Annotated in this window: 22 protein-coding genes; 16 read left to right on the forward strand and 6 right to left on the reverse strand. The window is 70.6% G+C overall.

Features of this window, described 5'->3' with window-relative positions; genetic code table 11:
- Positions 1-76 precede the first annotated feature (76 nt).
- The 3 genes from OG611_RS24885 (at position 77) to OG611_RS24895 (ending at position 3,936) form a co-directional block, all read left to right on the forward strand.
- Positions 77-1,186 carry a nitronate monooxygenase family protein gene (locus OG611_RS24885; RefSeq protein WP_266424075.1) on the forward strand — a complete coding sequence of 370 codons (1,110 nt, stop codon included), beginning with the start codon at positions 77-79 and terminating at the stop codon, positions 1,184-1,186.
- Positions 1,183-2,733, forward strand: a complete 1,551-nt coding sequence (locus OG611_RS24890; RefSeq protein WP_266424077.1) for an acyl-CoA synthetase — start codon at positions 1,183-1,185, stop codon at positions 2,731-2,733. Before OG611_RS24885 ends, OG611_RS24890 begins: the two co-directional genes overlap by 4 nt.
- A gap of 96 nt (positions 2,734-2,829) precedes the next feature.
- Positions 2,830-3,936, forward strand: a complete 1,107-nt coding sequence (locus OG611_RS24895; protein WP_266424079.1) for a calcium:proton antiporter — start codon at positions 2,830-2,832, stop codon at positions 3,934-3,936.
- Between the two features lie 108 nt (positions 3,937-4,044).
- Here the strand turns inward: OG611_RS24895 and OG611_RS24900 are convergent, their stop codons facing one another.
- Complete coding sequence (locus OG611_RS24900) at positions 4,045-6,462, reverse strand: penicillin acylase family protein (RefSeq protein ID WP_266424082.1); 2,418 nt, start codon at positions 6,460-6,462, stop codon at positions 4,045-4,047.
- A gap of 150 nt (positions 6,463-6,612) precedes the next feature.
- Here OG611_RS24900 and OG611_RS24905 point away from each other — a divergent pair, with 150 nt between their 5' ends.
- Complete coding sequence (locus tag OG611_RS24905; protein WP_266424085.1) at positions 6,613-8,112, forward strand: acyl-CoA synthetase; 1,500 nt, start codon at positions 6,613-6,615, stop codon at positions 8,110-8,112.
- A gap of 121 nt (positions 8,113-8,233) precedes the next feature.
- Here the strand turns inward: OG611_RS24905 and paaK are convergent, their stop codons facing one another.
- The gene (paaK, locus tag OG611_RS24910; RefSeq protein ID WP_266424087.1) at positions 8,234-9,523 is read right to left on the reverse strand and encodes a phenylacetate--CoA ligase PaaK; all 1,290 of its coding nucleotides are present in this window, start codon (positions 9,521-9,523) and stop codon (positions 8,234-8,236) included.
- A gap of 172 nt (positions 9,524-9,695) precedes the next feature.
- Between paaK and OG611_RS24915 the strand changes: the two genes are divergently transcribed.
- Entirely contained in the window at positions 9,696-11,219 is a 1,524-nt protein-coding gene (locus OG611_RS24915; protein ID WP_266424090.1) for an alpha/beta fold hydrolase, read from the forward strand.
- Positions 11,220-11,245: 26 nt separating this feature from the next.
- Here the strand turns inward: OG611_RS24915 and OG611_RS24920 are convergent, their stop codons facing one another.
- A complete protein-coding gene (locus OG611_RS24920) occupies positions 11,246-12,874 on the reverse strand; it encodes an FAD-dependent monooxygenase (RefSeq protein ID WP_266424093.1) in 1,629 nt (542 codons plus the stop codon).
- 267 nt (positions 12,875-13,141) lie between these two features.
- Between OG611_RS24920 and OG611_RS24925 the strand changes: the two genes are divergently transcribed.
- From OG611_RS24925 to OG611_RS24955, 7 genes are all read left to right on the forward strand, one after another.
- Positions 13,142-14,263: a SchA/CurD-like domain-containing protein gene (locus OG611_RS24925; protein ID WP_266424095.1), complete on the forward strand. Its 1,122-nt coding sequence runs from the start codon at positions 13,142-13,144 to the stop codon at positions 14,261-14,263.
- A 76-nt stretch (positions 14,264-14,339) separates the two neighbouring features.
- Entirely contained in the window at positions 14,340-14,774 is a 435-nt protein-coding gene (locus OG611_RS24930) for a cupin domain-containing protein (RefSeq protein ID WP_266424098.1), read from the forward strand.
- Positions 14,771-16,039: a beta-ketoacyl synthase gene (locus OG611_RS24935; RefSeq protein ID WP_266424101.1), complete on the forward strand. Its 1,269-nt coding sequence runs from the start codon at positions 14,771-14,773 to the stop codon at positions 16,037-16,039. Before OG611_RS24930 ends, OG611_RS24935 begins: the two co-directional genes overlap by 4 nt.
- On the forward strand, positions 16,036-17,286 hold the full coding sequence (locus OG611_RS24940) for a ketosynthase chain-length factor (protein WP_266424103.1): 1,251 nt from the start codon (positions 16,036-16,038) through the stop codon (positions 17,284-17,286). The genes OG611_RS24935 and OG611_RS24940 overlap by 4 nt, the downstream gene beginning before the upstream one ends.
- Before the next feature lie 15 nt (positions 17,287-17,301).
- Entirely contained in the window at positions 17,302-17,559 is a 258-nt protein-coding gene (locus tag OG611_RS24945) for an acyl carrier protein (protein WP_266424106.1), read from the forward strand.
- A gap of 1 nt (position 17,560) precedes the next feature.
- On the forward strand, positions 17,561-18,040 hold the full coding sequence (locus OG611_RS24950; RefSeq protein ID WP_266424109.1) for an SRPBCC family protein: 480 nt from the start codon (positions 17,561-17,563) through the stop codon (positions 18,038-18,040).
- Positions 18,041-18,111: 71 nt separating this feature from the next.
- Positions 18,112-18,444 (forward strand): TcmI family type II polyketide cyclase, encoded by a 333-nt coding sequence (locus OG611_RS24955; RefSeq protein WP_266424111.1) that lies wholly within the window; start codon positions 18,112-18,114, stop codon positions 18,442-18,444.
- A 90-nt stretch (positions 18,445-18,534) separates the two neighbouring features.
- On the opposite strand, the gene OG611_RS24960 is transcribed toward OG611_RS24955, so the two are convergent.
- The 3 genes from OG611_RS24960 to OG611_RS24970 form a co-directional block, all read right to left on the reverse strand.
- Complete coding sequence (locus OG611_RS24960; protein ID WP_266424114.1) at positions 18,535-19,611, reverse strand: methyltransferase; 1,077 nt, start codon at positions 19,609-19,611, stop codon at positions 18,535-18,537.
- Positions 19,612-19,646: 35 nt separating this feature from the next.
- The gene (locus OG611_RS24965) at positions 19,647-20,714 is read right to left on the reverse strand and encodes a nitrous oxide reductase family maturation protein NosD (protein WP_266424115.1); all 1,068 of its coding nucleotides are present in this window, start codon (positions 20,712-20,714) and stop codon (positions 19,647-19,649) included.
- A gap of 134 nt (positions 20,715-20,848) precedes the next feature.
- The gene (locus OG611_RS24970) at positions 20,849-22,477 is read right to left on the reverse strand and encodes an acyl-CoA synthetase (RefSeq protein ID WP_266424118.1); all 1,629 of its coding nucleotides are present in this window, start codon (positions 22,475-22,477) and stop codon (positions 20,849-20,851) included.
- Positions 22,478-22,644: 167 nt separating this feature from the next.
- On the opposite strand from OG611_RS24970, the gene OG611_RS24975 reads away from it, so the two are divergent.
- The 4 genes from OG611_RS24975 to OG611_RS24990 are packed head-to-tail and all read left to right on the forward strand — an operon-like array spanning position 22,645 to position 26,617.
- Positions 22,645-23,445: a crotonase/enoyl-CoA hydratase family protein gene (locus OG611_RS24975; protein WP_266424121.1), complete on the forward strand. Its 801-nt coding sequence runs from the start codon at positions 22,645-22,647 to the stop codon at positions 23,443-23,445.
- 15 nt (positions 23,446-23,460) lie between these two features.
- Positions 23,461-24,405 (forward strand): Zn-ribbon domain-containing OB-fold protein, encoded by a 945-nt coding sequence (locus OG611_RS24980; protein ID WP_266424124.1) that lies wholly within the window; start codon positions 23,461-23,463, stop codon positions 24,403-24,405.
- Positions 24,406-25,458 carry a thiolase domain-containing protein gene (locus OG611_RS24985; RefSeq protein WP_266424127.1) on the forward strand — a complete coding sequence of 351 codons (1,053 nt, stop codon included), beginning with the start codon at positions 24,406-24,408 and terminating at the stop codon, positions 25,456-25,458. It begins immediately after the preceding gene.
- On the forward strand, positions 25,451-26,617 hold the full coding sequence (locus tag OG611_RS24990; RefSeq protein ID WP_266424130.1) for a thiolase domain-containing protein: 1,167 nt from the start codon (positions 25,451-25,453) through the stop codon (positions 26,615-26,617). Before OG611_RS24985 ends, OG611_RS24990 begins: the two co-directional genes overlap by 8 nt.
- Positions 26,618-26,704: the final 87 nt, after the last annotated feature.

Below are 26,704 nucleotides of genomic sequence, written 5' to 3' on the forward strand. Positions count from 1 at the left end.
CCTGCGTCACAAAGAATCTGACACAGCATCAGAAAATCTCTTCCCTCGGCTGTCCTGCTGCGGCATCCTGCGGCCCATGGAGACGGAGCTGAGCAAGAAACTGGGAGTCGAGCACGCCATCTTCGGCTTCACGCCGTTCCCCGCGGTGGCCGCGGCCATCACCCGGGCCGGCGGATTCGGCGTACTCGGCGCGGTCCGCTACACCGCCCCCGAAGACCTCGCGCGCGACCTCGACTGGATGCAGGAACACACCGATGGCAAGCCGTACGGCCTGGATGTCGTCATGCCCGCGAAAAAGGTGGAGGGGGTGACCGAGGCAGATGTCGAGGCGATGATCCCGGCCGGACACCGGCAGTTCGTCCAGGACACCCTCGCCAAGCACGGCGTACCGGAACTCCCCGAGGGCGAGGCGTCCGGCTGGCGCATCACCGGCTGGATGGAGGAAGTCGCCCGCAACCAGCTCGACGTCGCCTTCGACTACCCCATCCGGCTCCTCGCCAACGCCCTCGGGTCACCGCCCGCCGACGTCGTCCGGCGCGCCCACGACCGGGGCGTGCTCGTCGCCGCACTCGCCGGGAGCGCCAAGCACGCCCGCCACCACGCCGACGCGGGCATCGACATCGTCGTCGCCCAGGGGTACGAGGCGGGCGGCCACACCGGCGAGATCGCCTCCATGGTCCTGGTCCCGGACGTCGTCGACGCCGTCGGACCGCTGCCCGTCCTCGCCGCCGGCGGGATCGGCAGCGGCGAGCAGATCGCCGCCGGACTCGCCCTCGGCGCCCAGGGCGTCTGGCTCGGCTCCCTCTGGCTGACCACCGAGGAGGCCGACCTCCACTCCCGCGCGCTGACCCGCAAGCTCCTCGCCGCCGGCTCCGGCGACACCGTCCGCTCCCGCGCGCTCACCGGTAAACCCGCGCGCCAGCTCCGTACCGAGTGGACCGACGCCTGGGACGACCCGGCGGGACCCGGCACCCTTCCCATGCCGCTCCAGGGGCTGCTGGTGGCCGAGGCCGTATCGCGTATCCAGAAGTACGAGACCGGCGCGCTGCTCGGCACCCCCGTCGGCCAGATCGTCGGCCGGATGAACAGCGAACGCGGCGTGCAGGCCGTCTTCGACGACCTGACCCGTGGTTTCGAGCGTGCCGTGGACCGGATCAACCGCATCGCCGGACGGAGCGCCTCATGACTCGAACCCCCAACGGCTTCTGGGCCCAGGCCACCGCCGACCCCGACCGCACGGTCCTGATCGCACCCGACGGCGAGAGCTGGACGGCGGGCCGGCTGCACGCCGCCGCCAACCGCCTCGTCCACGGACTGCGCGCGGCCGGGCTGCGGCGGGGCGACGCGTTCGCGGTCGTGCTGCCCAACGGCGTCGAGTTCTTCACCGCCTATCTCGCCGCCGCCCAGGCCGGTCTCTACCTCGTACCCGTCAACCACCACTTCGTCGGCCCCGAGATCGCCTGGATCGTCTCCGACTCCGGCGCCAAGGTGCTCATCGCCCACGAGCGGTTCGCGCAGGCCGTGAGCGAGGCCGCCGACGAGGCGGAACTGCCGGCGGCCCAGCGCTTCGCCGTGGGCACCGTCGACGGCTTCCGCCCGTACGCCGAACTGCTCGAAGGACAGCCCGGACGAGCCCCGGACGACCGCACCCTGGGCTGGGTCATGAACTACACCTCGGGCACCACGGGCCGCCCGCGCGGCATCCGCCGTCCGCTCTCCGGCCGGCTCCCCGAGGAGAGCCACCTCGGCGGATTCCTCGGCATCTTCGGCATCAAACCGTTCGACGGCAACGTCCACCTGGTCTGCTCGCCGCTCTACCACACCGCCGTTCTGCAGTTCGCGGGCGCGTCCCTGCACATCGGACACCCGCTGGTGCTGATGGACCGATGGACGCCCGAGGAGATGCTGCGGCTCATCGACACCCACCGCTGCACCCACACGCACATGGTCCCGACCCAGTTCCACCGCCTCCTCACCCTCCCCGACGAAGTGAGACGGCGCTACGACGTCACGGCCATGCGGCACGCCATCCACGGTGCGGCGCCCTGCCCCGACCACGTCAAACGCGCCATGATCGACTGGTGGGGGAGGTGCGTCGAGGAGTACTACGCGGCCAGCGAGGGCGGCGGCGCCTTCGCCACCGCCGAGGACTGGCTGAAGAAACCGGGCACGGTCGGCCGGGCCTGGCCGATCAGTGAACTCGCCGTCTTCGACGACGACGGCAACCGGCTGCCGCCCGGCGAGCTCGGCACCGTCTACATGAAGATGAACACCGGTGGCTTCAGCTACCACAAGGATGAGACCAAGACGCGGAAGAACCGCATCGGCGACTTCTTCACCGTCGGCGACCTCGGCATCCTCGACGAGGACGGCTACCTCTTCCTCCGCGACCGCAAGATCGACATGATCATCTCCGGTGGCGTCAACATCTACCCCGCCGAGATCGAGGGCACCCTCCTCGGCCACCCCGCGGTCGCCGACGTCGCGGTCTTCGGCATTCCGCACCCCGACTGGGGGGAGGAGGTCAAGGCGGTCGTCGAACCGGCCCCGGGACACGAGGCGGGCCAGGAGCTCGCCGCCGGGATCCTGAGCCACTGCGAACAGCGTCTCGCCGGGTACAAACGCCCCAGAACCATCGACTTCATCGACACGATGCCCCGCGACCCCAACGGCAAGCTCTACAAGCGACGGCTGCGCGACCCGTACTGGGAAGGACACCAGCGGGCCCTGTGAACCACCGCCAGTCGGTGAACCACCGCCAGTCCGTGAACCACCGGCCGTTCGCCGCCCGACGAGCGCCTTCGTACCGGCTCTGGCAGGGTGTGGCCCATGAACGCGAGCGCGACGGTCCGGTCACTGGCGACCCGGTGGACGGTGGTCGTGCCGATCGTCGCCGCCCTAGCGCTGGTCTTCAGCTGGGGACGGGAACTGCCGGCGTTCGCCGTCGCCGTGGTCGCGCTCTGTCTCGCGGGCGCCGTCCTGGCCGCCGTGCACCACGCCGAGGTCATCGCCCACCGGGTCGGGGAACCGTTCGGCTCGCTCGTCCTGGCCGTCGCCGTCACCGTGATCGAAGTGGCCCTCATCGTCACCCTGATGGTGGACGGGGGCCCCAAGACGTCCGCGCTCGCTCGCGACACCGTCTTCGCCGCCGTGATGATCACCTGCAACGGAATCGTCGGGCTGTCCCTGCTCGTGGGCGCCGTCCGTTCCCGTGTCGTCGTCTTCAACGCCGAAGGCTCCGGGGCCGCCCTCGCGACCGTCGCCACACTCGCCACCCTCAGCCTGGTCCTGCCGACCTTCACCGTCGGCAAACCCGGCCCAGAGTTCTCCACCGCCCAACTGGCGTTCGCCGCCGTCGCCTCGCTCTTCCTGTACGGGCTGTTCGTCGCCGTGCAGACGGTGCGGCACCGCGAGTACTTCCTGCCTCTCACACCCGAGGGCGCGCTCAAGCCGGACGAGCACCACGCGCCGCTGCCCGGCCGGGGCGCCACCGCCCTGAGCCTGGTGATGCTGCTGGTCGCGCTGGTCGCGGTCGTCGGCGACGCCAAGTCCGTCTCGCCGACCATCGAGTCCGGGGTGGAGGCGGCCGGGATGCCCCAGGCGGTGGTCGGTGTCGTCATCGCGCTGCTGGTACTGCTGCCGGAGACCCTGGCGGCGGTGCGGGCAGCCCGTCGCGAGCGCGTCCAGACCAGTCTCAATCTCGCCCTCGGCTCGGCGATGGCGAGCATCGGCCTGACCATTCCGGCCATCGCCCTCGCCTCGGTCTGGCTCGACGGACCGCTCCATCTCGGTCTCGGCGCCACCCATATGGTGCTGCTCGCACTCACCGTGGTGGTCGGCGCGCTGACCGTCGTACCGGGACGGGCCACCCTGCTCCAGGGCGGCGTCCATCTGTCGATCTTCGCCGCGTTCGTCTTCCTCGCGATCAGCCCCTGATTCCGCGCGATCAGTCGTTGATTCCGCGCGGTCGATCCCTGATTCCTCGCAGTCGGTCCCTGTCCACCCGCCGGGCGGACAGGGACCGACCGATCGCACCGTGAGGAACTACCGGCGTTCGTGGACCCGCACGACCCGCAGCGCGGGCGAGCGCAGGATGTCCTTCTCACAGAACCGGGACGTCACCCACCGCTCACCCGAGTACAGCTCGGTCTGGTCGCTGTAGTGCGGCGAGTGCGGATCGGAGGACTGGGAGTACGTGAGCAGGGTGCGCGCCACCGGGCATGCGCTGCCGTCCCAGCCGACCGCCTGGATGTAGCTGGAGCCCGCCGACACCTCCCGGTAGCCGCCGGCCGCCGCGTCCCACACCGGCTCCGTCTTGTTCCAGATGCCGAGCGATTCCGTACCGCCGCCGATCGGGATGCGCTTCCCGTTCTGCTCCACCGACTGGTGCCGGCCCAGCGGGGCGTCCAGCGCGATCCCGGCCGCCCGCAGTTCGGCCACCGCGTCGGCGAGAGCCCTGGTGACGCCGGGCGCGGAGACATTCAGCGTGTTCGGCGTACCGACCGGATCGGCGGGGGAGAACGGCACCTTCCACAGCTCGGCCTGCGGGACCGCGGCCGTCGCCCTGCGCCAGAACCGGTCGAAGAGCAGCGCGCCCCGGCTGCGGGTGTCGACCTTCCGGTCCCAGCGCCGCAGCACCTCGCACGCCGCCGACACATAGACCGCCCTGCCGTCGCTGCCGACCGCACTGCCGCCGGGCAGCGCCGCGCAGGCCGCCGCCATGTCCGAGGCGGTCAGATCACCGGCCGGCGCACGGTTTGCGAACTGCTGGCCCTGCAGATCGGCCACGGTCAGCCGGCCCTTCGCCGCCATCGCGGACACATCCTCGACCGCGCCCCGGGTGCGCATCGAGCGGGGCGTGCCGACCGTGCCGAAGATCCTCTCGAAGCCGGTCAGCGGCGCGGACGCGTTCGTCAGCCAGGCGCTGTCGTTGGAGTTCTCCACGTACGGGGCGTCCTTCACGGTGGGCATCCGGCCCGGCCCGAAGATGCCCGGCTGGACGGCCTCCGGGTCCGAACCAAGTGCGCAGTCGCTCCTCGAACCGTCCAGCACCGCGAGCCCGGACGACGGATACGTCGCCCTGCCCAGCGGGGCGGAGCACCGCGCCGCGAGCTCGTCCGTGATCCTCGGCAGCACCTGCGACTGCGAGAAGAACGAATGCCCGGACGAATCGGCGGCGATGGTGTTCACCCACGGCAGCCCCTGCGTACGGTGCAACGCGGCCTGGATGTCGGCGGTGCTGCGGGCCCGGCTGAAGCCGAGACCGGCGTCCGAGAATCGCAGATTCACGGCGTTCGGGTCATTGAGCGCGTACGCGGTCGTCGTCGTCCAGGGCAACGGCAGCCCGGCACCGAGCGAGGTGACGACCGGCCCGTACCGGGTCCACCACTGCGTGCGGGTCACGGCACCGCCGCCCTTCACCGCGACCGAGACCGTGCGCTTCGTCATCCGCTCGGCTCTGCCGTCCACCAGATACGCGGTCGGATCGGCCGGATCGAGGGTGAGCTGATGCAGGTTGAGCGGGACACCGGTGGCCACGGTGTGGCTCCACGCGATGTTCGCGTTGTGCCCGATGGACACGATGGGCGCGCCGAGCAGTGATCCGCCCGCCACGTTCAGCTCACCGGGAATGGTCTGCTGCGACTGCCAGAACCGCCGTCCGCCCTGCCACGGGTAGTGCGGATTGCCGAGCAGCAGGCCCCGCCCGTTCGCCGTCGTGTCCCCGCGGAAGGCGACCGCGTTGGAACCCATGTCGGCGTTCTGCGTCGACAGCAGCCTCCGGGCCGCGTCCGCCGCCTCGTCCGGCGTCGGAGCCGTGGGCGGCCGCGAGCCATCCGTGGGCGGCCGAGCGTCCGTGATGCCGTCGATGCCGCGCCCCTGACCGGCGAGCACCGAGAGCGCGTAGCCGCGCACCACCACATCCAGTGTGGTCACCGGTCGTACCCAGGCGGCGCCCCGGCAGGCCGGGTCGTCGATCCGGTTCTGCGCCAGCCACGCGTTGTATCCGGCCGCCCAGCCGCGCTCCAGTTCCCTGACGTCACGGCTCTGACCCGCCGGTGCGGGAGCCTTCAACAGCTTCTCCACCGTGCGGCTCTGGCGGACCCCGCGGAAGTAGAGGTCGCTGGAGAGGTTCTTCGTCGCGGCGGACAGCGAGCCGTCCGGAGCCGCGTCCGGACCGAAGTACCGGGACCGCTCGCCGCGCAGCGTCACGAAGCCGTCGGCGAGGGTGCACACCTGGTCCGCGGCCTGGGCCCAGCCGTTGCCGAAGCCCAGGCTCGCGTAGTCCTTCGCCACGATGTGCGGGATGCCGTACTCGGTGTACCGGATCGTGGCGGACAGCCCGCCGCCCGATGGGCGGTGGGAGCGCGAGGCGTCGGCCGCGGCGGGCGGCAACGACGCCGAGACGGTGAACAGCGCGAGGCCGGATATCGCAAGAAGTCTCAGACGGTTGCGGAGCGGCAACGGTCCTCCCAACTGTGCGGGTGCGAAAGGCGGTTGCCCGAGGGTTCGAGTCGCCACGCGCAACTCAGCCAGCAGCTGCGCACCCCTGTCAACATCCCCTCCGGTATCCGGCCCCTTGACCCCCGGGTTCCGGCCGCACAGGATCACGCCATGACAGGTGTACGGAGCAGCACAGTCGACGGAGTCCTGGCACGCAGCGCCCGGCGCACCCCGGAGCGCACCGCCCTGCGGTACGCGGACAGGTCATGGACCTACGCGGAGCTCGACGCGGCTGTCAGCACCGCCGCCGCCGTGCTCGCCGGCGAGCACGGACTGCGCCCCGGCGACCGGGTCGCCTGCTACGCGCACAACTCCGACGCGTATCTGATCGGCTACCTCGGTTGCGCCCGCGCGGGCCTGGTCCATGTGCCGGTCAACCAGAACCTCACCGGCGACGACCTCATGTACATCCTCGAACAGTCCGGCAGCGCCCTCGTCCTCACCGACCCGGCCCTCGCCGACCGGATTCCGGCCGCGTTCCCCGTACGCCCGCTGCGCGACGCACCGGACTCCCTCCTGGCGGCCACCGCCATCCCGCGCCCCTTCGCCCCGGAACGCGAACCGGCCGCCGGAGACCTTGTCCAGCTGCTCTACACCTCGGGCACCACCGCGCTGCCCAAGGGCGCGATGATGACCCACGGCGCACTCGTGCACGAGTACGTCAGCGCGATCACGGCGCTCGATCTGCGGGCCACCGACCGGCCCGTCCACTCGCTGCCGCTCTACCACTCCGCCCAGATGCATGTCTTCCTGCTGCCCTGCCTCGCGGTCGGGGCACAGAACACGATCCTCGACGCGCCCGACGCGAACCGGATCTTCGACCTCGTCGAGACGGGACAGGCGGACAGCGTCTTCGCGCCGCCGACCGTCTGGATCGGCATCTCCCAGCACCCCGGCTTCACCACCCGCGAACTCGGCGGCCTGCGCAAGGCGTACTACGGCGCGTCGATCATGCCCGTGCCCGTACTGGAACGGCTCCGCGAACGGCTGCCCGCGCTCGCCTTCTACAACTGCTTCGGGCAGAGCGAGATCGGCCCGCTCGCCACCGTCCTCGGACCGGACGAGCACGAGGGCCGGATGGACTCCTGCGGCAGGCCCGTCCTCTTCGTCGAGGCCCGGGTCGTCGACGAGGACGGCAAGGAGGTCCCCGACGGCACGGCCGGCGAAGTGGTCTACCGCTCACCCCAGTTGTGCGAGGGCTACTGGGACAAACCCGAGGAGACCGCGGAGGCCTTCCGCGACGGCTGGTTCCACTCCGGCGACCTCGCGGTGCGCGACGCCGAGGGATTCCTCACTGTCGTCGACCGGGTGAAGGACGTCATCAACTCCGGCGGTGTCCTCGTCGCCTCCCGGCAGGTCGAGGACGCCCTCTACACCCACCCCGCCGTCGCCGAGGCCGCCGTCGTCGGACTGCCCGACCAGCGCTGGATCGAGGCCGTCACCGCCGTCGTCGTGCTGCGCGGCGACGCGACGGCGGCCGAACTCATCGACCACGCCCGCGAGCGGCTCGCCCACTACAAGGCCCCGAAGCAGGTCCTCTTCGTGGACGAACTGCCGCGCAACGCCAGCGGGAAGATCCTCAAGCGGGAGCTGCGCGACCGGTTCGCGTAGCGGATGGCGGCCGGCCGTCCGGCCATGACCGGGTACCCGCCGGTCATGGCCGCGCAGCAGGCCGCGGTGAAGAACATCCCCACGGGCGTGATCCAGTGGGCCGGGGGCGGCCCGAAGACCTTCAGCACCCGCCGCGCTCGTCCACGATCCGCCTGAACTTGCCGACCGACCTCTCCAGCGTCTCGGGATCGACGATCTCGACCCCGACGGACACCCCGATCCCGTCCTTGACGGCCGCCGTGATCGACGCCGCGGCCGCCGCCCGCTGCTCCGGGGTGGCCCCCGCCCGCGCCTCCGCCCTCACGGTCAGCGCGTCGAGACGGCCCTCGCGGGTCAGCCGCAACTGGAAGTGCGGAGCCACCCCGGGTGTGCGCAGCACGATCTCCTCGATCTGGGTCGGGAAGAGATTCACGCCGCGCAGGATCACCAGATCGTCGCTGCGCCCGGTCACCTTCTCCATCCGCCGGAACACCCTGGCCGTACCCGGCAGCAGCCGGGTGAGGTCCCGAGTCCGGTAGCGGATCACCGGCATGGCCTCCTTGGTGAGGGAGGTGAAGACCAGCTCGCCCTCCGCCCCCTCCGGCAGCACCTCGCCGGTGAACGGATCGACGACCTCGGGATAGAAGTGGTCCTCCCAGATGTGCAGCCCGTCCTTCGTCTCGACGCACTCCTGCGCCACCCCGGGCCCCATCACCTCCGAAAGGCCGTAGATGTCGACCGCGTCGATCGCGAACCGCTCCTCGATCTCGCGCCGCATCTCCTCCGTCCACGGCTCCGCACCGAAGATCCCGACCTTCAGGGAGGTCGAACGCGGATCGACGCCCTGCCGTACGAACTCGTCGAGGAGCGTCAGCATGTACGACGGCGTCACCATGATGATCTCGGGGCGGAAGTCCTGGATCAGCTGGACCTGCCGGGCGGTCATGCCCCCGGAGGCGGGGATGACCGTGCAGCCGAGCCGCTCCGCCCCGTAGTGTGCGCCGAGTCCGCCGGTGAACAGCCCGTATCCGTACGCGACATGGATCTTCTGCCCGGGACGTCCACCGGCGGCCCGGATGGAGCGGGCGACCACGTCGGCCCAGGTGTCCAGATCCCGTTGGGTGTAGCCGACGACGGTGGGGCGGCCCGTCGTCCCGCTGGACGCGTGGATCCGCCGTACGCGCTCCTCGGGGACGGCGAACATGCCGAAGGGGTAGTTGTCCCGCAGGTCGGCCTTGGTCGTGAAGGGGAAACGGGCGAGATCGGCGAGGGTACGGCAGTCGTCCGGGCGCAGTCCGGCCTTGTCGAACGCGGCCCGGTAGTGGCCGACGTTCTCGTACGCATGGTGCAGCGTGGCTCGCAGCCGATCCAGCTGGAGTGCTTCCAGCTCGTCCCGGCCCAGTCGTTCCGCCTCGTCCAGCAGAGCCGTCATCCGGATCTCCCTCTTCCGAGCAGGCGACCGATCATTCGGTCGATCTTTCGACAGTAGTAATTCAGGATGTTCCGGCCCATGGCAAGAGGAGTGACGCAGCTCATCCGCGTCGCGGATTCGCTCACACCGAACACGGCTGCGCCGCTCGGGCGGCCCTGTTTGGATGGCGGGCATGCCGATCTTCCACGCATACGACGGGACCGAACTCGCCTACCGCCTTCTGGGGAAGGGCACACCGCTGATCTGCCTGCCCGGCGGGCCGATGCGGGCCGGTGCGTACCTGGGGGACCTCGGCGGACTCTCCGCCCGCCGCAGGCTCGTGGTGCCGGATCCGCGCGGGACCGGGGACTCCGCGGTGCCGGACGACCCGTCGACGTACCGCTGCGACCGCCTGGTCGACGACGTCGAGGCGCTGCGCGAACATCTCGGCGAGGAACGCATCGACCTGCTCGCCCACTCCGCCTCCGCCAACCTGGCCGCGCTCTTCGCCGCCAGGCACCCCGAGCGGCTGCGTACGCTCACGCTCGTCACCCCCGGCACCCGGGCGGTCGGCATCGATGTCACCGACCAGGACTGGCGCGAGGCGAGCGAACTCCGGCGCGGCGAACCGTGGTACGCGGACGCACGGGCCGCCCTGGACGACTTCCTCGCGGGCCACGCCTCCGACCAGGTCCGTGCCGTTGTCGCGCCGTTCGCCTACGGACGCTGGGACGAGGCCGCCCGGACCCATGCCGAGGCGGCGCCGGCACAGACCAACTCCTCGGCCGCGCCCTTCTATTACCAGGACGGCGTCTTCGATCCGGCCACCACGAACGCCGCGCTGACGGCGGTCACCGCACCGGTTCTCGTCCTCGCGGGGGAGTACGACGCGGGGCCGACTCCGGACCGCGCCGCCGAACTGGTCGCACTCTTCCCGAACGCCGAGTTCGTCGTGCAGCGCGGCGCCGCGCACTTCCCCTGGCTGGACGACCCGGGCGCATTCGTCCGCACGGTGGAGGCCTTCCTCGACCCGGAGGTGCTCAGCGTGCACGCCGGTGGCACCCGGCTCGCCCACCGGGTGTGGGGGGATCCGTCGGCACCGCCCGTCGTGCTCGCCCATGGCCGCTGCGACGACAGCAGGACCTGGACCACGATCGCCGAACGTCTCGCGGCCGAACACCGGGTGTACGCCTTCGACTTCCGCGGCCACGGACTCAGCGACTGGCCCGGCCGCTACTCCCTCGAGCTGTTCCGGGACGATCTGCATGCCTTCCTGGAGGCCCGTAACCTGGCGGGAGCCACCGTGGTCGGGCACTCCATGGGCGCCGCTGCCGCCTATCTGCTCGCCGAGCGGGAACCCGGGCTGATCGGCCGGCTCGTCCTGGAGGAGGTGCCGCCGCCGTTCCCGCTCGATCCGCCGCGCGGTGTCGCCGAACGACCCGACGGGGAACTGGACTTCGACTGGCCGGTGGTGCCGTCGACCGATGCCCAGCTGAACGAACCGGATCCCGCCGGACGGGAACGCCTCGGTGAGATCGTTGCCCCGACGCTTGTCATAGGCGGCGGCCCCACCAGCCAGATCGTCCAGGAGAGACTGGTCTGGATGGCGGGGCGGATACCCGACGGCCGGTTCGTCAGCATCGACGCAGGACACCTCGTCCACACCGAGCGGCCGGATGAATTCCTCGCGGAACTAAGGAAGTTCGGCCTGTCCTGAGTCCGTCACGGGCGTCGACGGAGGGGTCAGGAACGGTGCAGCAGGGAGGTCAGGACCCCGTGGAGGGTGCTCTCGGCATCCGCCGCGGGGCCCGTCGACCGCCAGGCCACGAAACCGTCGGGACGCACCAGCACGGCGCCTTCGGACGTCGTCCCGTGGATCTCGGCCCAGTCGGCGCCGGTCTCCGGCTCCAGATCGGCACCCGGGCCGATGCCGTACGCCTGGAGCCGGACCGAGAGCCGGTCGGCGACCCGCGCCGCAGCCCGGCGCCACGCCATGTCCTCACCGTCGGTGAGCAGCACGAGCGTCTGCTCGTACAGATCGAGTGTGGACTTGCGCTCACCGCCTTGATGGACCCACAGATGCGGTGCACGACTGCCTGGTTCACCGTTCAACTGCACCCCTTGCGGCACCACCGGCTGCTCGGGGTCGGTGCCCAGCACCGCGCCGCGGACATAGCGGTAGCCCAGCGCCACGCTGAGCATGCCGCCCTGCTTTCCGCCGCCCACGCCCGGTGCCGCGGAGTATCCCGGGTGGCTGTGCTCGCTGGAGCGCGCCGAAGCCCGTGCGCTCGTCGCCCGTGCCACCGGCAGCCGTTCCGCCTCGTACGTGTCCAGCAGGCCCGGACCCGCCTCGCCCTTCAGCACGGTGGCGAGCTTCCAGGCGAGGTTGTGCGCGTCCTGGATGCCGGTGTTGGACCCGAACGCCCCGGTGGGGGACATCTCGTGGGCCGAGTCGCCGGCGAGGAAGACCCGGCCGGAGGAGTACCGTTCGGCGACCCGCTCCGCGGCGTGCCACGGCGCCTTGCCGGTGATCTCGATGTCGATGTCCGGAGCGCCGACCGCCGTACGGATGTGCTCGGCGCACCTCTCGTCGGTGAAGTCCTCCAGGGTTTCGCCGAGTTGGGGCTGCCACGGCGCGTGGAACACCCACTCCTTCTTGTTGTCGACCGGCAACAGGGCACCGTCCGCAGCCGGGTTGGTCAGATAGCAGACGATGAAGCGCCGGTCGCCCAGCACGTCGGCGAGCTGCCGGGAGCGGAAGGTGATGCTGACGTTGTGGAAGAGGTCGCCGGGACCCGTCCGGTTGATGCGCAGCTGGTCACGGATGGGGCTGCGCGGACCGTCGGCCGCGATCAGGTAGTCCGCGCGCACAGTGATGTGCTCGCCGGTCTCCCGGTTCTTCAGCGTCGCGTCCACCCCTGACGAGTCCTGGTCGAAGCTCTGCATCTCGGTGGAGAACCGCAGGTCACCGCCCTGTTCCCGGGCCAGCTTCACCAGCACCGGCTCCAGGTCGTTCTGGCTGCACAGGCACCAGCCGGTCGGACTGAAGCGAGCGATCCCGCCACCCGGGTCGATCTCCCTGAACAGCCACTCCTGATCGTCCCCGGTGAGCGAACCGGCTTGCAGGATTCCGTGGTTGTCGGCGAGGACGGAGGCTGCCTGCCGGATGCCCGCCTCGGCACCCGCCGTGCGGAACACCTCCATCGTGCGGACGTTGTTGCCGCGGCCGCGCGGGTGTGTCGAGGTGGACCGGTGCTTCTCGACCAGCAGGTGCTCGACCCCGAGCCGGCCGAGGAAGAGTGAGGCGGACAAGCCCACCAGGGAGCCGCCCACGATGAGGACCGGCACGCGGATGTCGACGTTCTCGTTCATCAGTTGCTCCAGCTCGGACGCCGTTCGGTTGCATTGTTCAATGCCCTGGTGAGAGCGGTTCGGACGCTCGCTCACCTGAACGGTTCATAAATCTCGCGCCACCCGGACCAGCGTTTCACGATCGGTCACGGAGACGACGTCCGCGGCCTCGGGGGCGGACCATTCACATCCGCCGGGAGAGTCCCCGCTCCGAATCCACTCGCCAACCGACGGTTGACGGCATGCCACTCGGCTCGACCACGAAAACGTCTCGAAGGAGATCGAAAGATGACCACCACCCTCTCGGAACGGATCTCCCAGTCCGCCTTCGACGGTTCCCGGCTGCGCGTCGTGCTGCTGCTGGACCTCTACGACGGGGCCCAGAAGGAGTTCCTCGAGGCGTACGAGCACCTGCGCAATCAGGTGGCGTCCGTCCCCGGACACATCAGCGACCAGCTGTGCCAGTCCATCGAGAACCCCTCCCAGTGGCTGATCACCAGCGAATGGGACAGCGCACCTCCCTTCCTCGCCTGGGTGAACAGCGAGGAGCACGTCGCGACGGTCCAGCCGCTGCACAACTGCGTGCGTGACACCCGGTCGCTGCGCTTCAGCGTCCTGCGGGAGACCGGGAAGGCCTTCGAGATGGCGCCCGAGACGGTCAAGGGCCGCCTCCAGGCGTCCCCGCGCCTGGGCGACGGGGTGGTGCGCCACGCGCTCACCTTCACCGTCAAGCCGGGCACCGAGGACGTCGTGGCGAAGATCCTGGCGGACTACGACTCGCCGAACGCACGGGTCGACGAGGACACCCGGCTGCGCCGCACCTCGCTCTTCATGCACGGAAACCGCGTCGTGCGGGCCGTCGAGGTCGAGGGCGACCTGCTCGCCGCCCTGCGCCACGTCGCCCGGCAGCCCGAGGTCAGGGCCGTCGAAGAGGCGATCAACCCGTACCTGGAGCAGGACCGGGACCTCAGCGACCCGGACTCCGCCCGGATGTTCTTCACCCGGGCGGCGCTGCCGACCGTCCACCACGTGACCGCTGGCCGGCACAAGGCGGAGGACATCCGCCGGCACGCACTCTTCTACGAGGCCAAGGAGGGCTGCGGCATGGCCCTCGCCCGGCTCCTCGCCGAGCACGACGAGGAGGCGGCCGACGACCCGGCGAGCATCATCGACAGCAGCACCATCTTCCAGCGCGACGACGTCGTCGTCCGCCTCCTCGAAGCGGTCGAACCGATCGACGCGCAGCCTGCCCAGGCGGTGGGCATCGACGGCCCCGGCAAGGTGGCCAGGCTCGGACGTCTTCTCGACGGCGGCGGCAACGCCGTCCCCACGGACGAGCGGGGCATCTCGCGGTTCCTCGAGCAGTCCGAGATGACCCTGATCACGGATCGGCGGGCCGTGGAGTCCTGAACCGCGCATCCGCACCCTGGGGGGTTCTCGCTCAACCCGTCAACACAACGCGCAATGCGCCAGGAGGAAAGCAGTCATGACCACGCACCGGCCACGCATCGTGGACCTCAGTGAGACGCAGCCCAACCGCAGGCGTGGAGGGGATCTTCGCGCCATGCTCACGCCGACAGCGGTGGGAGCCACCAGTGGCTTCATGGGGCTGGCGATCGTTCAGCCCGGCGACCGCATCGGCGAGCACTACCACCCGTACTCCGAGGAGTTCGTGTACGTCGTGAACGGCCTGCTGGAAGTGGATCTGGACGGTGAACCGTACCGGATGCGGCCCGACCAGGGCCTGCTGATCCCTCCCCATGTACGCCACCGATTCCGCAACGTGGGCGACGTCGAGGCTCGCATGGTCTTCCACCTCGGCCCGCTCGCCCCGCGTCCGGAGCTCGGCCACGTCGACACCGAGCACACCGAATCCGCCGACCGCGTCACGCCTCCGGAACGATCGGAGGCCGCCTCATGACCCGCCGGGTGGCGGTCACCGGCGTGGGCGTCGTCGCCCCCGGCGGGATCGGCGCACCGGCGTTCTGGGACCTCCTCGCGAACGGACGCACCGCGACCAGGGGCATCACGCTCTTCGACCCGGCCGGATTCCGCTCCCGGATCGCCGCCGAGTGCGACTTCGACCCGGCGGCGCACGGGCTGGACGCCGCCACCGTCGACCGGTCGGACCGCTACATCCAGTTCGCGATGGTGGCCGCCAGGGAGGCCCTCGGCGACGCGGGCCTCGACCCGGAGAAGGTGGACCCCTGGCGGATGGGGGTGTCGCTGGGCACCGCGGTCGGCGGCACCACCCGGCTGGAGCACGACTACGTCGCTGTCAGCGAGGGCGGTGCCCGCTGGGACGTCGACCACCGGTCGGCCGGCCCCCACCTGGAGCGGGCCTTCTCGCCCAGCACCCTCGCCTCGGCGGTGGCCGAGCAGGTCGGCGCGCACGGCCCGGTGCAGACCGTCTCCACGGGCTGCACCTCCGGCCTCGACGCGATCGGGTACGCCTTCCAGTCCATCGAGGAGGGGCGCGTCGACGTGTGCATCGCCGGTGCGTCGGACTCACCGATCACCCCGATCACCGTGGCGTGCTTCGACGCCATCAAGGCCACGTCGGCGAACAACGACGACGCCGAGCACGCCTCCCGGCCGTTCGACGCACGCCGCGACGGCTTCGTCATGGGCGAGGGCGGGGCGGTCCTCGTCCTGGAGGAGCTGGAACACGCCCGTGCCCGCGGTGCCACCGTGTACTGCGAGATCGCGGGCTACGCCACCTTCGGCAACGCCTACCACATGACCGGGCTGACCCCCGAGGGCCTGGAGATGGCCGAGGCGATCAACCGGGCGCTGGGCCACGCCCGTATGGACGGGTCGCAGATCGACTACGTCAACGCGCACGGCTCGGGCACCAAGCAGAACGACCGGCACGAGACGGCCGCAGTGAAGCGGGCACTGGGCGCACACGCCTTCGACATCCCGATGAGTTCGATCAAGTCCATGGTCGGCCACTCGCTGGGGGCGATCGGTGCGATAGAAATCGCGGCCTGCGTACTCGCCCTGGTCCACCAGACGGTGCCGCCGACGGCGAACTACGAGAGCCCCGACCCCGAATGCGACCTCGACTACGTGCCGCGCACCGCGCGTCCCCTGAAGCTGCGCAGCGTCCTCTCGGTGGGCAGCGGATTCGGTGGCTTCCAGTCGGCGGTGGCCCTGACCCGAACAGGTGGGAGGACACCATGAGAACCCGCAAAGCCCGGCGAACCGTCGTCACCGGCATCGGTGTGGTCGCCCCCAATGGAAGTAACACCGAGGCCTTCTGGAAGCGGACACACGAAGGAATAAGCGTCCTGGACCGGGTCACCCGCGAGGGCTGCGAACACCTGCCCCTGCGGGTCGCGGGCGAGGTGCGGGGATTCGAGGCGGTCGAGCTGATCGAGGAGCGCTTCCTCGTCCAGACCGACAAGTTCACGCACTTCGCGATGGCCGCCGCGGACATCGCGCTGGACGACGCCCGGCTCGGCCGCGCCGACTACGAGGATTCACCCTTCGACGTCGGCGTGGTGACCGCTGCCGGGTCCGGCGGGGGTGAATTCGGCCAGCGCGAACTCCAGCGGCTCTGGGGACAGGGCTCCACCTACGTGGGCCCGTACCAGTCCATTGCCTGGTTCTACGCGGCCAGCACCGGCCAGATCTCGATCCGCGGCGGCTTCAAGGGGCCGTGCGCGGTCGTGGCCAGCGACGAGGCCGGCGGTCTGGACGCACTGGCGCATGCCGCCCGTTCGATCCGTGGTGGCACCGAAGCCGTGGTGGTCGGCGCGGCCGAGGCCCCGCTGGCGCCCTACTCGGTCGTCTGCCAGCTCGGGTACGAGGACCTGAGCACCGTCGAGGACCCCACCCGCGCCTACCGGCCGTTCACCTCGGAGGCCTGCGGCTTCGTGCCGGCCGAGGGCGGCGCCATGCTGGTGGTCGAGGAGGAGCAGTCGGCGCGCCGGCGCGGGGCCAAGGTCCGGGCCGAACTCGCCGGACACGCAGCCACGTTCACCGGAGCGTTCAGGTGGGAGGAGTCCCGGGAGGGCCTCGCCCAGGCGATCATCGGCGCCCTGCGGGAGGCCGACTGCGCGCCGGACGAGATCGACGTCGTCTTCGCCGACGCCCTCGGTGTGCCCGCGGCCGACCGCGCCGAGGCGCTGGCCATCGCCGACGCCCTCGGCGCGCACGGCAGGCGGGTGCCGGTGACGGCGCCCAAGACCGGTATCGGGCGGGCCTATTGCGGTGCTCCGGTGATGGACGCGGCCGCCGCGGTGCTCTCCATGGAGAACGCGCTCATACCGCCGACCCCGAACGTCTTCGAGGTGTGCCACGACCTCGACGTGGTCACCGGCAGCGCCCGCCCCGCCGAACTTCGGACGGCTCTGGTGCTCAGCCGCGGGCTCATGGGCTCGAACGCGGCGATGGTGCTGCGGCGCTCCACCGACCCCCAAGCGTGAGAAGGAGAAGTCCTCATGACCGACCGACTGACCTACACGGAACTCGCCGTCCTGATGAAGAAGGGCGCCGGAGTCACCGTCGACCCGCGCGACATGGAGCAGCGCCCCAGTTCGGCCTTTGACGAGTACGGCCTCGACTCGCTGGGCCTGCTCGGCATCGTGGGCGTGCTGGAGAACCGGCACGGCCGGGCGCTGCCGGCCGATGCCGACCGTTGCAGGACCCCCCAGGAATTCCTCGACCTCGTCAACAACAGCCTCATGACAGGAGCCTGAAGTGCCCGGACACACCGAGAACGAGATCACCATCGCCGCCCCCCTGGACCTGGTCTGGGACGTGACGAACGACCTGGAGAACTGGCCGCGGCTGTTCAGCGAGTACGCCGCGGTCGAGGTCATCGAGCGGGACGGCGACAGCACGACCTTCCGTCTGACGATGCACCCCGACGAGAACGACAAGGTGTGGAGCTGGGTCTCCGAGCGGACCGTGGACCGTGCCAACCGCACCGTCCGTGCCCGCCGTGTGGAGCCCGGTCCGTTCCAGCACATGAACATCCGTTGGGAGTACTCGGAGGTTCCCGGTGGCACCAAGATGCACTGGGCCCAGGACTTCGCGATGCGTCCCGACGCACCCGTCGACGACGCCTGGATGACCGACAACATCAACCGCAACTCCAAGGTCCAGATGGAGCTGATCCGGGACAAGATCGAGCAGCGCGACCGGGAGCGCCGCACGGCCTCGGTCGGGGCCAACTGACCCGCCATCCGCCCACGTCCCGCCACCCGGCCGGCCGGGTGGCGGGACGGGAACCAGAAAGGCATCGCCCGATGCACCACGCTCTGATCGTCGCCCGGATGGCCCCGGGTTCGGCGCCGGACATCGCGAATCTGTTCGCAGCCTCCGACAGTGGCGAACTGCCGCACCTCGTCGGCGTCACCCGGCGCAAGCTCTTCCAGTTCGGCGACGTGTATCTGCACCTGATCGAGTCGGAGCACCCGCCGGGTCCCGAGATCGCGAAGGTGACCGAGCACCCGGAGTTCAAGGACATCAGCGACAAGCTCACCGCCTACGTCAGCGCGTACGACCCGCTGACCTGGCGTGGTCCCAAGGACGCCATGGCCCACGAGTTCTACCGGTGGGAGCGCGGCGTCCCCGCCTGAGACGGACGATCGCCCCGGGTCCGGCCGAAAGGCCGGGCCCGGGGCGATTTCCGTGGTGCAGGGGGATTTCCGTGGTGCCGGGGAGGGGGGTCAGTCGGGGACCACGCACTCGAACGCGTGGAGGTAGGCGTTGACCGCGACGACCTCGCCGATCAGCAGCCCGGCGTCCGAGATCCGGGTGACCAGGCTCTCCCTGGTGTGCTTCGCGCCGCCGACGTTGAGGAGCAGCAGCAGGTCCATCGCGGTGGTGAACCGCATCGAGGGGGTGTCGTCGACGAGGTTCTCGATGACGACGACCCTGGCTCCCGGGCGGGCCGCCGCGACCACGTTGCGCAGCGTCCGGCGGGTGCTGTCGTCGTCCCACTCCAGGATGTTCTTGATGATGTAGAGGTCGGCCTCGACGGGGATGGCCTCACGGCAGTCCCCGGCGACGATCCGGGTCCGGTCGACGAGCGTGCCCTCGTCCCGCAGCCGGGCGTCCGCGCGCGCCACCACGCCCGGCAGGTCCATCAGGGTGCCGTGGAGCGACGGGTGCTTCTCCAGCAGGCTCGCCACCACATGCCCCTGGCCGCCGCCGATGTCGGCGACCGAGGACACTCCGGTGAGGTCGAGGAGTTCGGCGACGTCCAGCGCGGACTGCATGCTGGAGGTGGTCATCGCGCGGTTGAAGATCTGCGCGGACTCGTGGGCTTCCTGGTGGAGGTAGTCGAAGAACCCCTTGCCGTGCACGTCCGCGAAGACGCTCCTGCCGGTGCGTACCGCGTCGTCTAGGTGCGGCCAGACGTCCCAGGTCCAGGGCTCGGTGCACCACAGCGAGATGTCGCGCAGGCTGTTGGGGTCGTCCTCGCGCAGCAGGCGTGACATCTCCGTGTGGGCGAACTGCCCGTCCGGGGTCTCGGTGAAGATCCCGTAACAGGACAGGGCGCGCAGCAGCCGCCGCAGCGGCGCCGGCTCGGCCTTCACCAGGGCCGCGAGTTCCTGCGCCGTCGCGGGCGTCTCGCCCAGCGCGTCGGCGACGCCCAGCCGGGCGGCGGCGCGCACGGCGGCGGCCCTGGCCGCGCCGAAGACGAGCTCACGCAGCTGCATGGCCGGCTGCGGGGGCGTGACGGGGTGCGGGAGGGCGGCGTGTACGGGGGTGGGTGTGGGGGTGGGGCTCACAGTGGTCATGCTGTTTCGCTTCTCCTCGTGCGGGGGTGCATCGGTCAGCACATCCCGGCCGGTGCGGACTTGGCGCAGACGTTGTCGGTGAACGTGTTGCCCTTACCGGTGTCCCCATTGGCGAGGTCGGCCGGCTTGTTGCCGAGCACGACGTTGTCGCTGATGGTGTTGCCGGTGTTCTTGGTGCCCACGAAGCTCTTGAACAGGACGACACCGCCGGACATCGGGGCGGTGCCCGAGTTGTCGCGGATCGTGTTCGAGCGCACCTCGGTGTCCGCGGCGCCGGTGAGCACGATGCCGGAGCCCTGGAGGGCCGGCAGCCGTTCGGTCGCGGAGCAGAACTTGTTGTTGCCGGTGATCTTGTTGGACTCGATCTTCATCGCGCCGGCCTGCGGCTTCCCCTCGTCGCCCACGACGAACACACCGGTGCAGTTGCCGGTGAAGTTGTTGTCGTGGACCGACAGGTTGCGTACCCGTCTGGCGGTGAAGCCGATCCGGTTGTCGGTGAGTGTGTTGTCCTGGAGCTCGGTGCCCCGGGTGTCGGTGGCGCCCCCCTCCTTGTCCACGGTGTTCGCGACGAAGATGCCCGCGTCGCCGTTGGCACGGGCGGTGTTGCCCGTGAAGGCACCGCGGGTGGAGCGCTCCTGGGCGATGCCCCAGACGCCGTTGTGTTCGGCGGTCACCCGCCGGACGGTCAGCCGGTCGGTCCAGGAGGCCCAGATGCCGTTCTTCTTGAAGCCGGAGACGGTCAGCGAGTCGATGCGCACACCGTCCACGGTCCCGCCCGCCTTGCCCAGGACGCAGATTCCGCTACCGGTCTTCGCGCAGGCGTTGGTGGCCTTCGGACCCGGCTCGGCCGGCCGCAGCACGGTCCCGCTGCCGGAGCCGCGCAGGGTCAGGCCGGGCTTGGTGATCAGGACGCTCTCCCGGTACGTGCCGGGCAGCACGACGACGGTGTCACCCGGCCGGGCGGCGTCCACCGCCTTCTGGATCGACTGGCCCGGACGGACCTCGTGCGAGTCCGTGGCCGAGGCGGAGGGGACAGACATTCCGCATCCCGCGGCCGAGAGGACCGCGACGGGGACAAGGATCTTGATGTTTCGTTTCCTCATGAGCCGAAGCTATGGTCGATCTCCCCCGGATGCCACATAGGGTGAGCGGATGGGTTCGGAGCGTGCCCGAATGGCTTACGCGGGATCGGCCGCCCGGTGGCCGGGCCGGCTCCGGCCGCGCGGGTGCCCGGCTCTCATTCCCCGGGTTCGCGCCGGGGTGCGACGACCGAGCGGGCCCACCGGTAGTCGGCCTTGCCGCTCGGCGAGCGCTGGATCCGGCGGGTGATCACCAGCCGACGGGGGATCTTGTAGCCCGCCAGACGGGTCCGGCAGTGGGCCTGGAGGTCGTCGAGCGAGGGCTCGGACGCCCCCTCGCGCAGCTGCACCACCGCCGCGACACGGTTGCCCCACCGTTCGTCGGGCACCGCAGCGACCAGTACGTCGTACACGTCCGGATGGGCCTTCAGTGCCTGCTCGACCTCCTCGGGGTACACCTTCTCGCCCCCGGTGTTGATGCACTGCGAGCCGCGGCCGAGCACCGTGACGATGCCGTCCTCGTCGACCGTCGCCATGTCACCGAGCAGGACCCATCGCTCGTCGCCCCTGCGGAAGAAGGTCTCCGCGGTCTTCTGCGGGTCGTTGTAGTACCCGAGCGGCACGTGTCCGCGCTGGGCGATCCGCCCCGGCTCGCCCGGGGCCACCGGCTCGTACGTGGCCGGATCGACCACCGCCGTACGGGAGTTGACCTGGAGCCGGAAGCCGTTCTCCGGACCCGAGTCGGCCGTGGCCGTGCCATTGAACCCGGACTCCGACGAGCCGAAGTTGTTCAGCAGCATCACCGTCGGCACGAGTGCCTGGAACTCCGCGCGCACCGAGTCCGACATGATCGCGCCCGAGCTCGACACGGAGAACATCGACGAGCAGTCGGTGCCCTTCAGTGGGCCCTTCAGCGCGTCGATCAGTGGCCGCAGCATCGCATCGCCCACCAGCGACACACTGGTGACCTTCTCCTTCTCGATCGTACGGAGCACCTCCTGGGGCACGAACTTGCGGTGCACCACGATCCGCTGCCCGAAGTTGAAACCGATGAAGGCGGTGAGCGTCGAGGTGCCGTGCATCAGCGGTGGTGTGGGGAAGAAGGTGATCCCGTCCCCGCCCGCGGCGACCCGCTCGGCGAGCTCCTGCGGGGTCTTCACCGGCTCGCCTGTCGGCGCGCCGCCGCCCAGGCCGGAGAAGAAGAGGTCCTCCTGGCGCCACATCACGCCCTTGGGCATTCCGGTGGTGCCGCCCGTGTAGATGATGAACTGGTCGTCGGCCGAGCGCGGCGGGAAGCCGCGCTCCGGACTCCCGGCCGCCTCGGCATCGGTGAACGCGACGGCGTCGGGGCCCCGGACCCCCGCCTCCGGTGCGCCCACCCGCACCAGATGACGCAGGCCCGGGGCCTTCGGCGCGGCGGCCGCGACCCGCTCGTCGAACTCGGCGTCGAAGACCAGCGCGGCCAGATCCGCGTCGCGGTAGAGGTAGACCAACTCCTCTTCCACATAGCGGTAGTTCACATTGACGGGGACGATGCGGGCCTTGAGGCAGGCCAGCACGGTCTGGAGGTACTCGACCCCGTTGTAGAGGTGCAGCCCCAGATGCTCGCCGGGGGCGATGCCCGCCTCGATCAGGTGGTGGGCGAGGCGGTTGGCCGCCGCGTCCAGCTCCGCGTACGTCAGCCGGCGCTCCGCACCCGTGCCGGGATGGTCGAGGTAGACGAGCGCCTCGCGTTCCGGGACCGCGTCGACGACCGACTCGAACAGGTCGGCAAGGTTGTACTCCACCGTTCCTCCTGACCCCGGAAGCTGACTGGCTCGGCGGTCATTAGAGCGCCGGGAGCCGCAACTGGGAAGAGGTGCCGCCGAGGAAATCTGACTAGCTGTCAGAAAACTATTGAACTGGGCCACCACCTACTGCAACCTGTTCTAGGTCTTTGGATGGGAGGCGGACAATGGCTGGTACGGAACACCTCGGCGTGCGGCGCGAGGGCGCCACGCTGGTGCTCACCCTGAACAGGCCGGAGGCGAAGAACGCCCTGTCGCTGCCGATGCTGGTCGGGCTGTACGACGGCTGGCTCGCGGCGGACGAGGACGACACGATCCGCTCGGTCGTCCTGACCGGCGCGGGCGGCTGCTTCTGCGCCGGTATGGACCTCAAGGCCCTGGCGGGCAAGGGAATGGAGGGCGAGCAGTACCGGGACCGGATGACCGCCGACCCCGATCTGCACTGGAAGGCGATGCTGCGCCACCACCGCCCCCGCAAACCGGTCATCGCCGCGGTGGAGGGCCACTGCGTCGCGGGCGGCACCGAGATCCTCCAGGGCACCGACATCCGGATCGCCGGGGCGAGCGCCACCTTCGGGCTCTTCGAGGTGCGGCGCGGACTGTTCCCCATCGGAGGGTCGACGGTCCGGCTGCCACGCCAGATCGCCCGGACGCACGCACTCGAAATGCTCCTCACCGGACGCCCGTACAGCGCCGCGGAAGCGGCCGGCATCGGGCTGATCGGCCGGGTCGTCCCCGACGGCACCGCGCTGGAGGAGGCCCTCGCCGTCGCCGAGCGGATCAACGCCTGCGGACCGCTCGCCGTCGAGGCCGTCAAGGCCTCCGTGTACGAGACCGCCGAGATGACCGAGACCGAGGGGCTGGCCGCCGAACTGGATCGCGGCTGGCCGATCTTCGCGACCGACGACGCCAAGGAAGGCGCCCGCGCCTTCGCCGAGCAGCGCCCGCCCGTCTACCGGCGCGCCTGAGCCGAGGAGGCAACCGTGCCCGAAACCCTCAGCGCACCGCTGGTGGTCGAATTCCCCTTCACCCGCTCCCTCGGACCCGTCCAGAGCGCCTTCCTCACCGGACTGCGCGAACGCACCGTCCTCGGCGTCCGCACCGGCGAGGGAAAGGTTCTGGTCCCGCCCGTCGAGTACGACCCCGTCACCGCGGAGGAGATCCGCGAACTCACCGAGGTCGCCGCCACCGGCACCGTCACCACCTGGGCCTGGAACCCCGCCCCGCGCCGAGGCCAGCCCCTGGACACCCCCTTCGCCTGGGTCCTCGTCCGGCTCGACGGCGCCGACACCGCGCTGCTGCACGCCCTCGCCGCACCCGGCCCCGAAGCCGTTCGCACCGGCATGCGGGTACGGATCCGCTGGGCCCCCGAGCGGACCGGCGCGATCACGGACATCGCCTGCTTCGAGCCGTACGACGGCGAGGACACCGGGCAATGCGCCCCGCACGACGGCGAGTTCACCGACCCCGTCACCGGCATCGTCACCCCCGCCAGGCTCGACTACCGGTACACCCCCGGCCGCGCCCAGAGCGCGTACCTCGACGCACTCTCCCGGCAGCGCATCGTCGGCGAGCGCTGCCCGTCCTGCCACAAGGTGTACGTCCCGCCCCGCGGCGCCTGCCCCACCTGCGGAGTCGCCACCGCCGAACGGGTCGGGGTCGGCCCGCGCGGCACCGTGACCACGTTCTGCATCGTCAACATCAAGGCGAAGAACCTCGACATCGAAGTCCCGTACGTCTACGCGCACATCGCACTCGACGGCGCGGACCTCGCCCTGCACGCGCGGATCGGCGGCATCCCGTACGACCGGGTGCGCATGGGCCTGCGCGTCGAACCCGTCTGGACCGAGGGCGGGCGGCACCCCGACCACTACCGGCCGACCGGCGAGCCCGACGCCGACTACGACGTGTACAAGGAGCTGCTCTAGATGCGAGACGTGGCGATCGTCGCCTTCGCGCAGACGGACCACCTGCGGCAGACCGACGAACTCTCCGAGGTCGAGATGCTGATGCCCGTCCTCCACCGGGTCCTTGACGCGACCGGGCTCAGGGTCAGCGACATCGGCTTCACCTGTTCCGGCTCCAGCGACTATCTCGCGGGCCGCGCCTTCTCCTTCACCATGGCCCTCGACGGCGTCGGCGCGTACCCGCCGATCTCCGAGTCCCATGTGGAGATGGACGGTGCCTGGGCGCTGTACGAGGCCTGGGTGAAGATCCAGACGGGCCAGGCGGACACCGCGCTCGTCTACTCCTACGGAAAGTCCTCGCCCGGCAAGGTGCGCGACGTCCTCACCCGCCAGCTCGACCCGTACTACGTCGGCCCGCTCTGGCCGGACTCCGTCGCACTCGCCGCCCTCCAGGCCCAGGCCCTGATCGACGCGGGCGACACGGACGAGGCCGCCCTCGCCGTGATCGCCCACCGCAACCGCGCCGCCGCGGCGGACAACCCGCACGCCCAGGTCGGGGGACCGGTCCCGGCCGGGGAGTACGTCGTGCAGCCACTGCGCACCGGCGACTGTCCGCCGGTCGGTGACGGCGCGGCCGCCGTGATCCTCGCCGCCGGTGACACCGCACGGGCCCTGTGCCCCCGCCCCGCCTGGATCCGCGGCATCGACCACCGCATCGAGGCCCATGGCCTCGGGGTGCGGGAGCTGACCGAATCACCGTCCACCCGGCTCGCCGCGACCCGCGCCGGAGTCTTCGAACGGCCGGTGGACACCGCAGAGTTGCACGCCCCGTTCACCTCCCAGGAAGTCGTCCTGCGCAAGGCGCTCGGGCTCGGCGACAACGTGAACGTCAACCCGTCCGGCGGCGCACTGGCCGCCAACCCCGTCATGGCCGCCGGGCTGATCCGCTTCGGCGAGGCCGCTGCCCGCATCCACCGCGGGGAGTCCGACCGGGCGCTCGCCCACGCCACCTCCGGGCCCTGCCTGCAGCAGAACCTGGTCGCCGTCCTCGAAGGGGAGAGCGCTCATGCCTGAGGAGCCCGTGGCCGTCGTCGGCATCGGCCAGACGAAGCACGTGTCCGCGCGCCGGGACGTCTCCATCGCCGGACTCGTCCGCGAGGCCGCCGTCCGGGCACTGGAGGACGCGGCACTGACCTGGGCGGACATCGACGCCGTCGTCATCGGCAAGGCACCCGACTTCTTCGAGGGCCTGATGATGCCGGAGCTCTATCTCGCCGACGCCCTCGGCGCGGTCGGCAAACCGATGCTCCGGGTGCACACCGCGGGCTCCGTCGGCGGCTCCACCGCACTGGTCGCGGCCAATCTGGTCTCCGCGCGGGTGCACCGCACCGTCCTCACGCTCGCCTTCGAGAAGCAGTCCGAGTCCAACGCCATGTGGGGGCTCTCGCTGCCCATCCCGTTTCAGCAGCCGCTGCTGGCCGGAGCGGGCGGCTTCTTCGCCCCGCACGTGCGGGCGTACATGCGCCGCACCGGAGCACCGGACACGGTCGGTTCCCTCGTCGCGTACAAGGACCGCCGCAACGCGCTCAAGAATCCGTACGCGCACATCCACGACCCGGACATCACCCTGGAGAAGGTCCGCTCGGCGCCGATGCTCTGGGACCCGATCCGCTACTCGGAGACCTGCCCGTCCTCCGACGGGGCCTGCGCGATGATCCTCACCGACCGTGCCGGAGCGGCCCGTTCGCCGCATCCGCCCGCCTGGGTGCACGGCGGCGCGATGCGCAGCGAGCCGACCCTCTTCGCCGGCAAGGACTTCGTCTCGCCGCGGGCGGGCCGGGACTGTGCCGCCGACGTGTACCGGCAGGCCGGCATCAGCGACCCGCGACGCGAGATCGACGCCGTGGAAATGTACGTGCCGTTCTCCTGGTACGAGCCGATGTGGCTGGAGAACCTCGGCTTCGCCGACGAGGGCGAGGGCTGGAAGCTCACCGAGTCCGGCGTCACCGAACTCGACGGCGATCTGCCCGTGAACCCCTCGGGCGGAGTGCTCTCCACCAACCCCATCGGCGCCTCCGGCATGATCCGCTTCGCCGAGGCCGCGTTGCAGGTCCGGGGACAGGCGGGCGAACACCAGGTGCCGGGGGCCCGGAAAGCGCTCGGTCACGCGTACGGCGGCGGGTCGCAGTTCTTCTCCATGTGGCTGGTCGGAGCCGAGCCTCCCACCCGCTGACACCAGGTCGTCCCGGACCGGCGCGAGCCCCTTCGCGCCCTGTCCGGGACCGCCGGGTGTGACTACGCTTTGGGCCCGGGACGACAA

It is taken from the genome of Streptomyces sp. NBC_01363 (assembly GCF_026340595.1).
Taxonomy (GTDB): Bacteria; Actinomycetota; Actinomycetes; order Streptomycetales; family Streptomycetaceae; genus Streptomyces.

Coding starts and splice junctions, on each gene's coding strand:
- OG611_RS24920 (WP_266424093.1), bottom strand. CDS start 12,874: ATGAACGAGAACGTCGACATCCGCGTGCCGGTCCTCATCGTGGGCGGC.
- OG611_RS24975 (WP_266424121.1), top strand. CDS start 22,645: ATGGCTGGTACGGAACACCTCGGCGTGCGGCGCGAGGGCGCCACGCTG.
- paaK (WP_266424087.1), bottom strand. CDS start 9,523: ATGACGGCTCTGCTGGACGAGGCGGAACGACTGGGCCGGGACGAGCTG.
- OG611_RS24955 (WP_266424111.1), top strand. CDS start 18,112: ATGCACCACGCTCTGATCGTCGCCCGGATGGCCCCGGGTTCGGCGCCG.
- OG611_RS24935 (WP_266424101.1), top strand. CDS start 14,771: ATGACCCGCCGGGTGGCGGTCACCGGCGTGGGCGTCGTCGCCCCCGGC.
- OG611_RS24985 (WP_266424127.1), top strand. CDS start 24,406: ATGCGAGACGTGGCGATCGTCGCCTTCGCGCAGACGGACCACCTGCGG.
- OG611_RS24930 (WP_266424098.1), top strand. CDS start 14,340: ATGACCACGCACCGGCCACGCATCGTGGACCTCAGTGAGACGCAGCCC.
- OG611_RS24905 (WP_266424085.1), top strand. CDS start 6,613: ATGACAGGTGTACGGAGCAGCACAGTCGACGGAGTCCTGGCACGCAGC.
- OG611_RS24925 (WP_266424095.1), top strand. CDS start 13,142: ATGACCACCACCCTCTCGGAACGGATCTCCCAGTCCGCCTTCGACGGT.
- OG611_RS24890 (WP_266424077.1), top strand. CDS start 1,183: ATGACTCGAACCCCCAACGGCTTCTGGGCCCAGGCCACCGCCGACCCC.
- OG611_RS24945 (WP_266424106.1), top strand. CDS start 17,302: ATGACCGACCGACTGACCTACACGGAACTCGCCGTCCTGATGAAGAAG.
- OG611_RS24960 (WP_266424114.1), bottom strand. CDS start 19,611: ATGACCACTGTGAGCCCCACCCCCACACCCACCCCCGTACACGCCGCC.
- OG611_RS24895 (WP_266424079.1), top strand. CDS start 2,830: ATGAACGCGAGCGCGACGGTCCGGTCACTGGCGACCCGGTGGACGGTG.
- OG611_RS24965 (WP_266424115.1), bottom strand. CDS start 20,714: ATGAGGAAACGAAACATCAAGATCCTTGTCCCCGTCGCGGTCCTCTCG.
- OG611_RS24885 (WP_266424075.1), top strand. CDS start 77: ATGGAGACGGAGCTGAGCAAGAAACTGGGAGTCGAGCACGCCATCTTC.
- OG611_RS24940 (WP_266424103.1), top strand. CDS start 16,036: ATGAGAACCCGCAAAGCCCGGCGAACCGTCGTCACCGGCATCGGTGTG.
- OG611_RS24990 (WP_266424130.1), top strand. CDS start 25,451: ATGCCTGAGGAGCCCGTGGCCGTCGTCGGCATCGGCCAGACGAAGCAC.
- OG611_RS24915 (WP_266424090.1), top strand. CDS start 9,696: ATGCCGATCTTCCACGCATACGACGGGACCGAACTCGCCTACCGCCTT.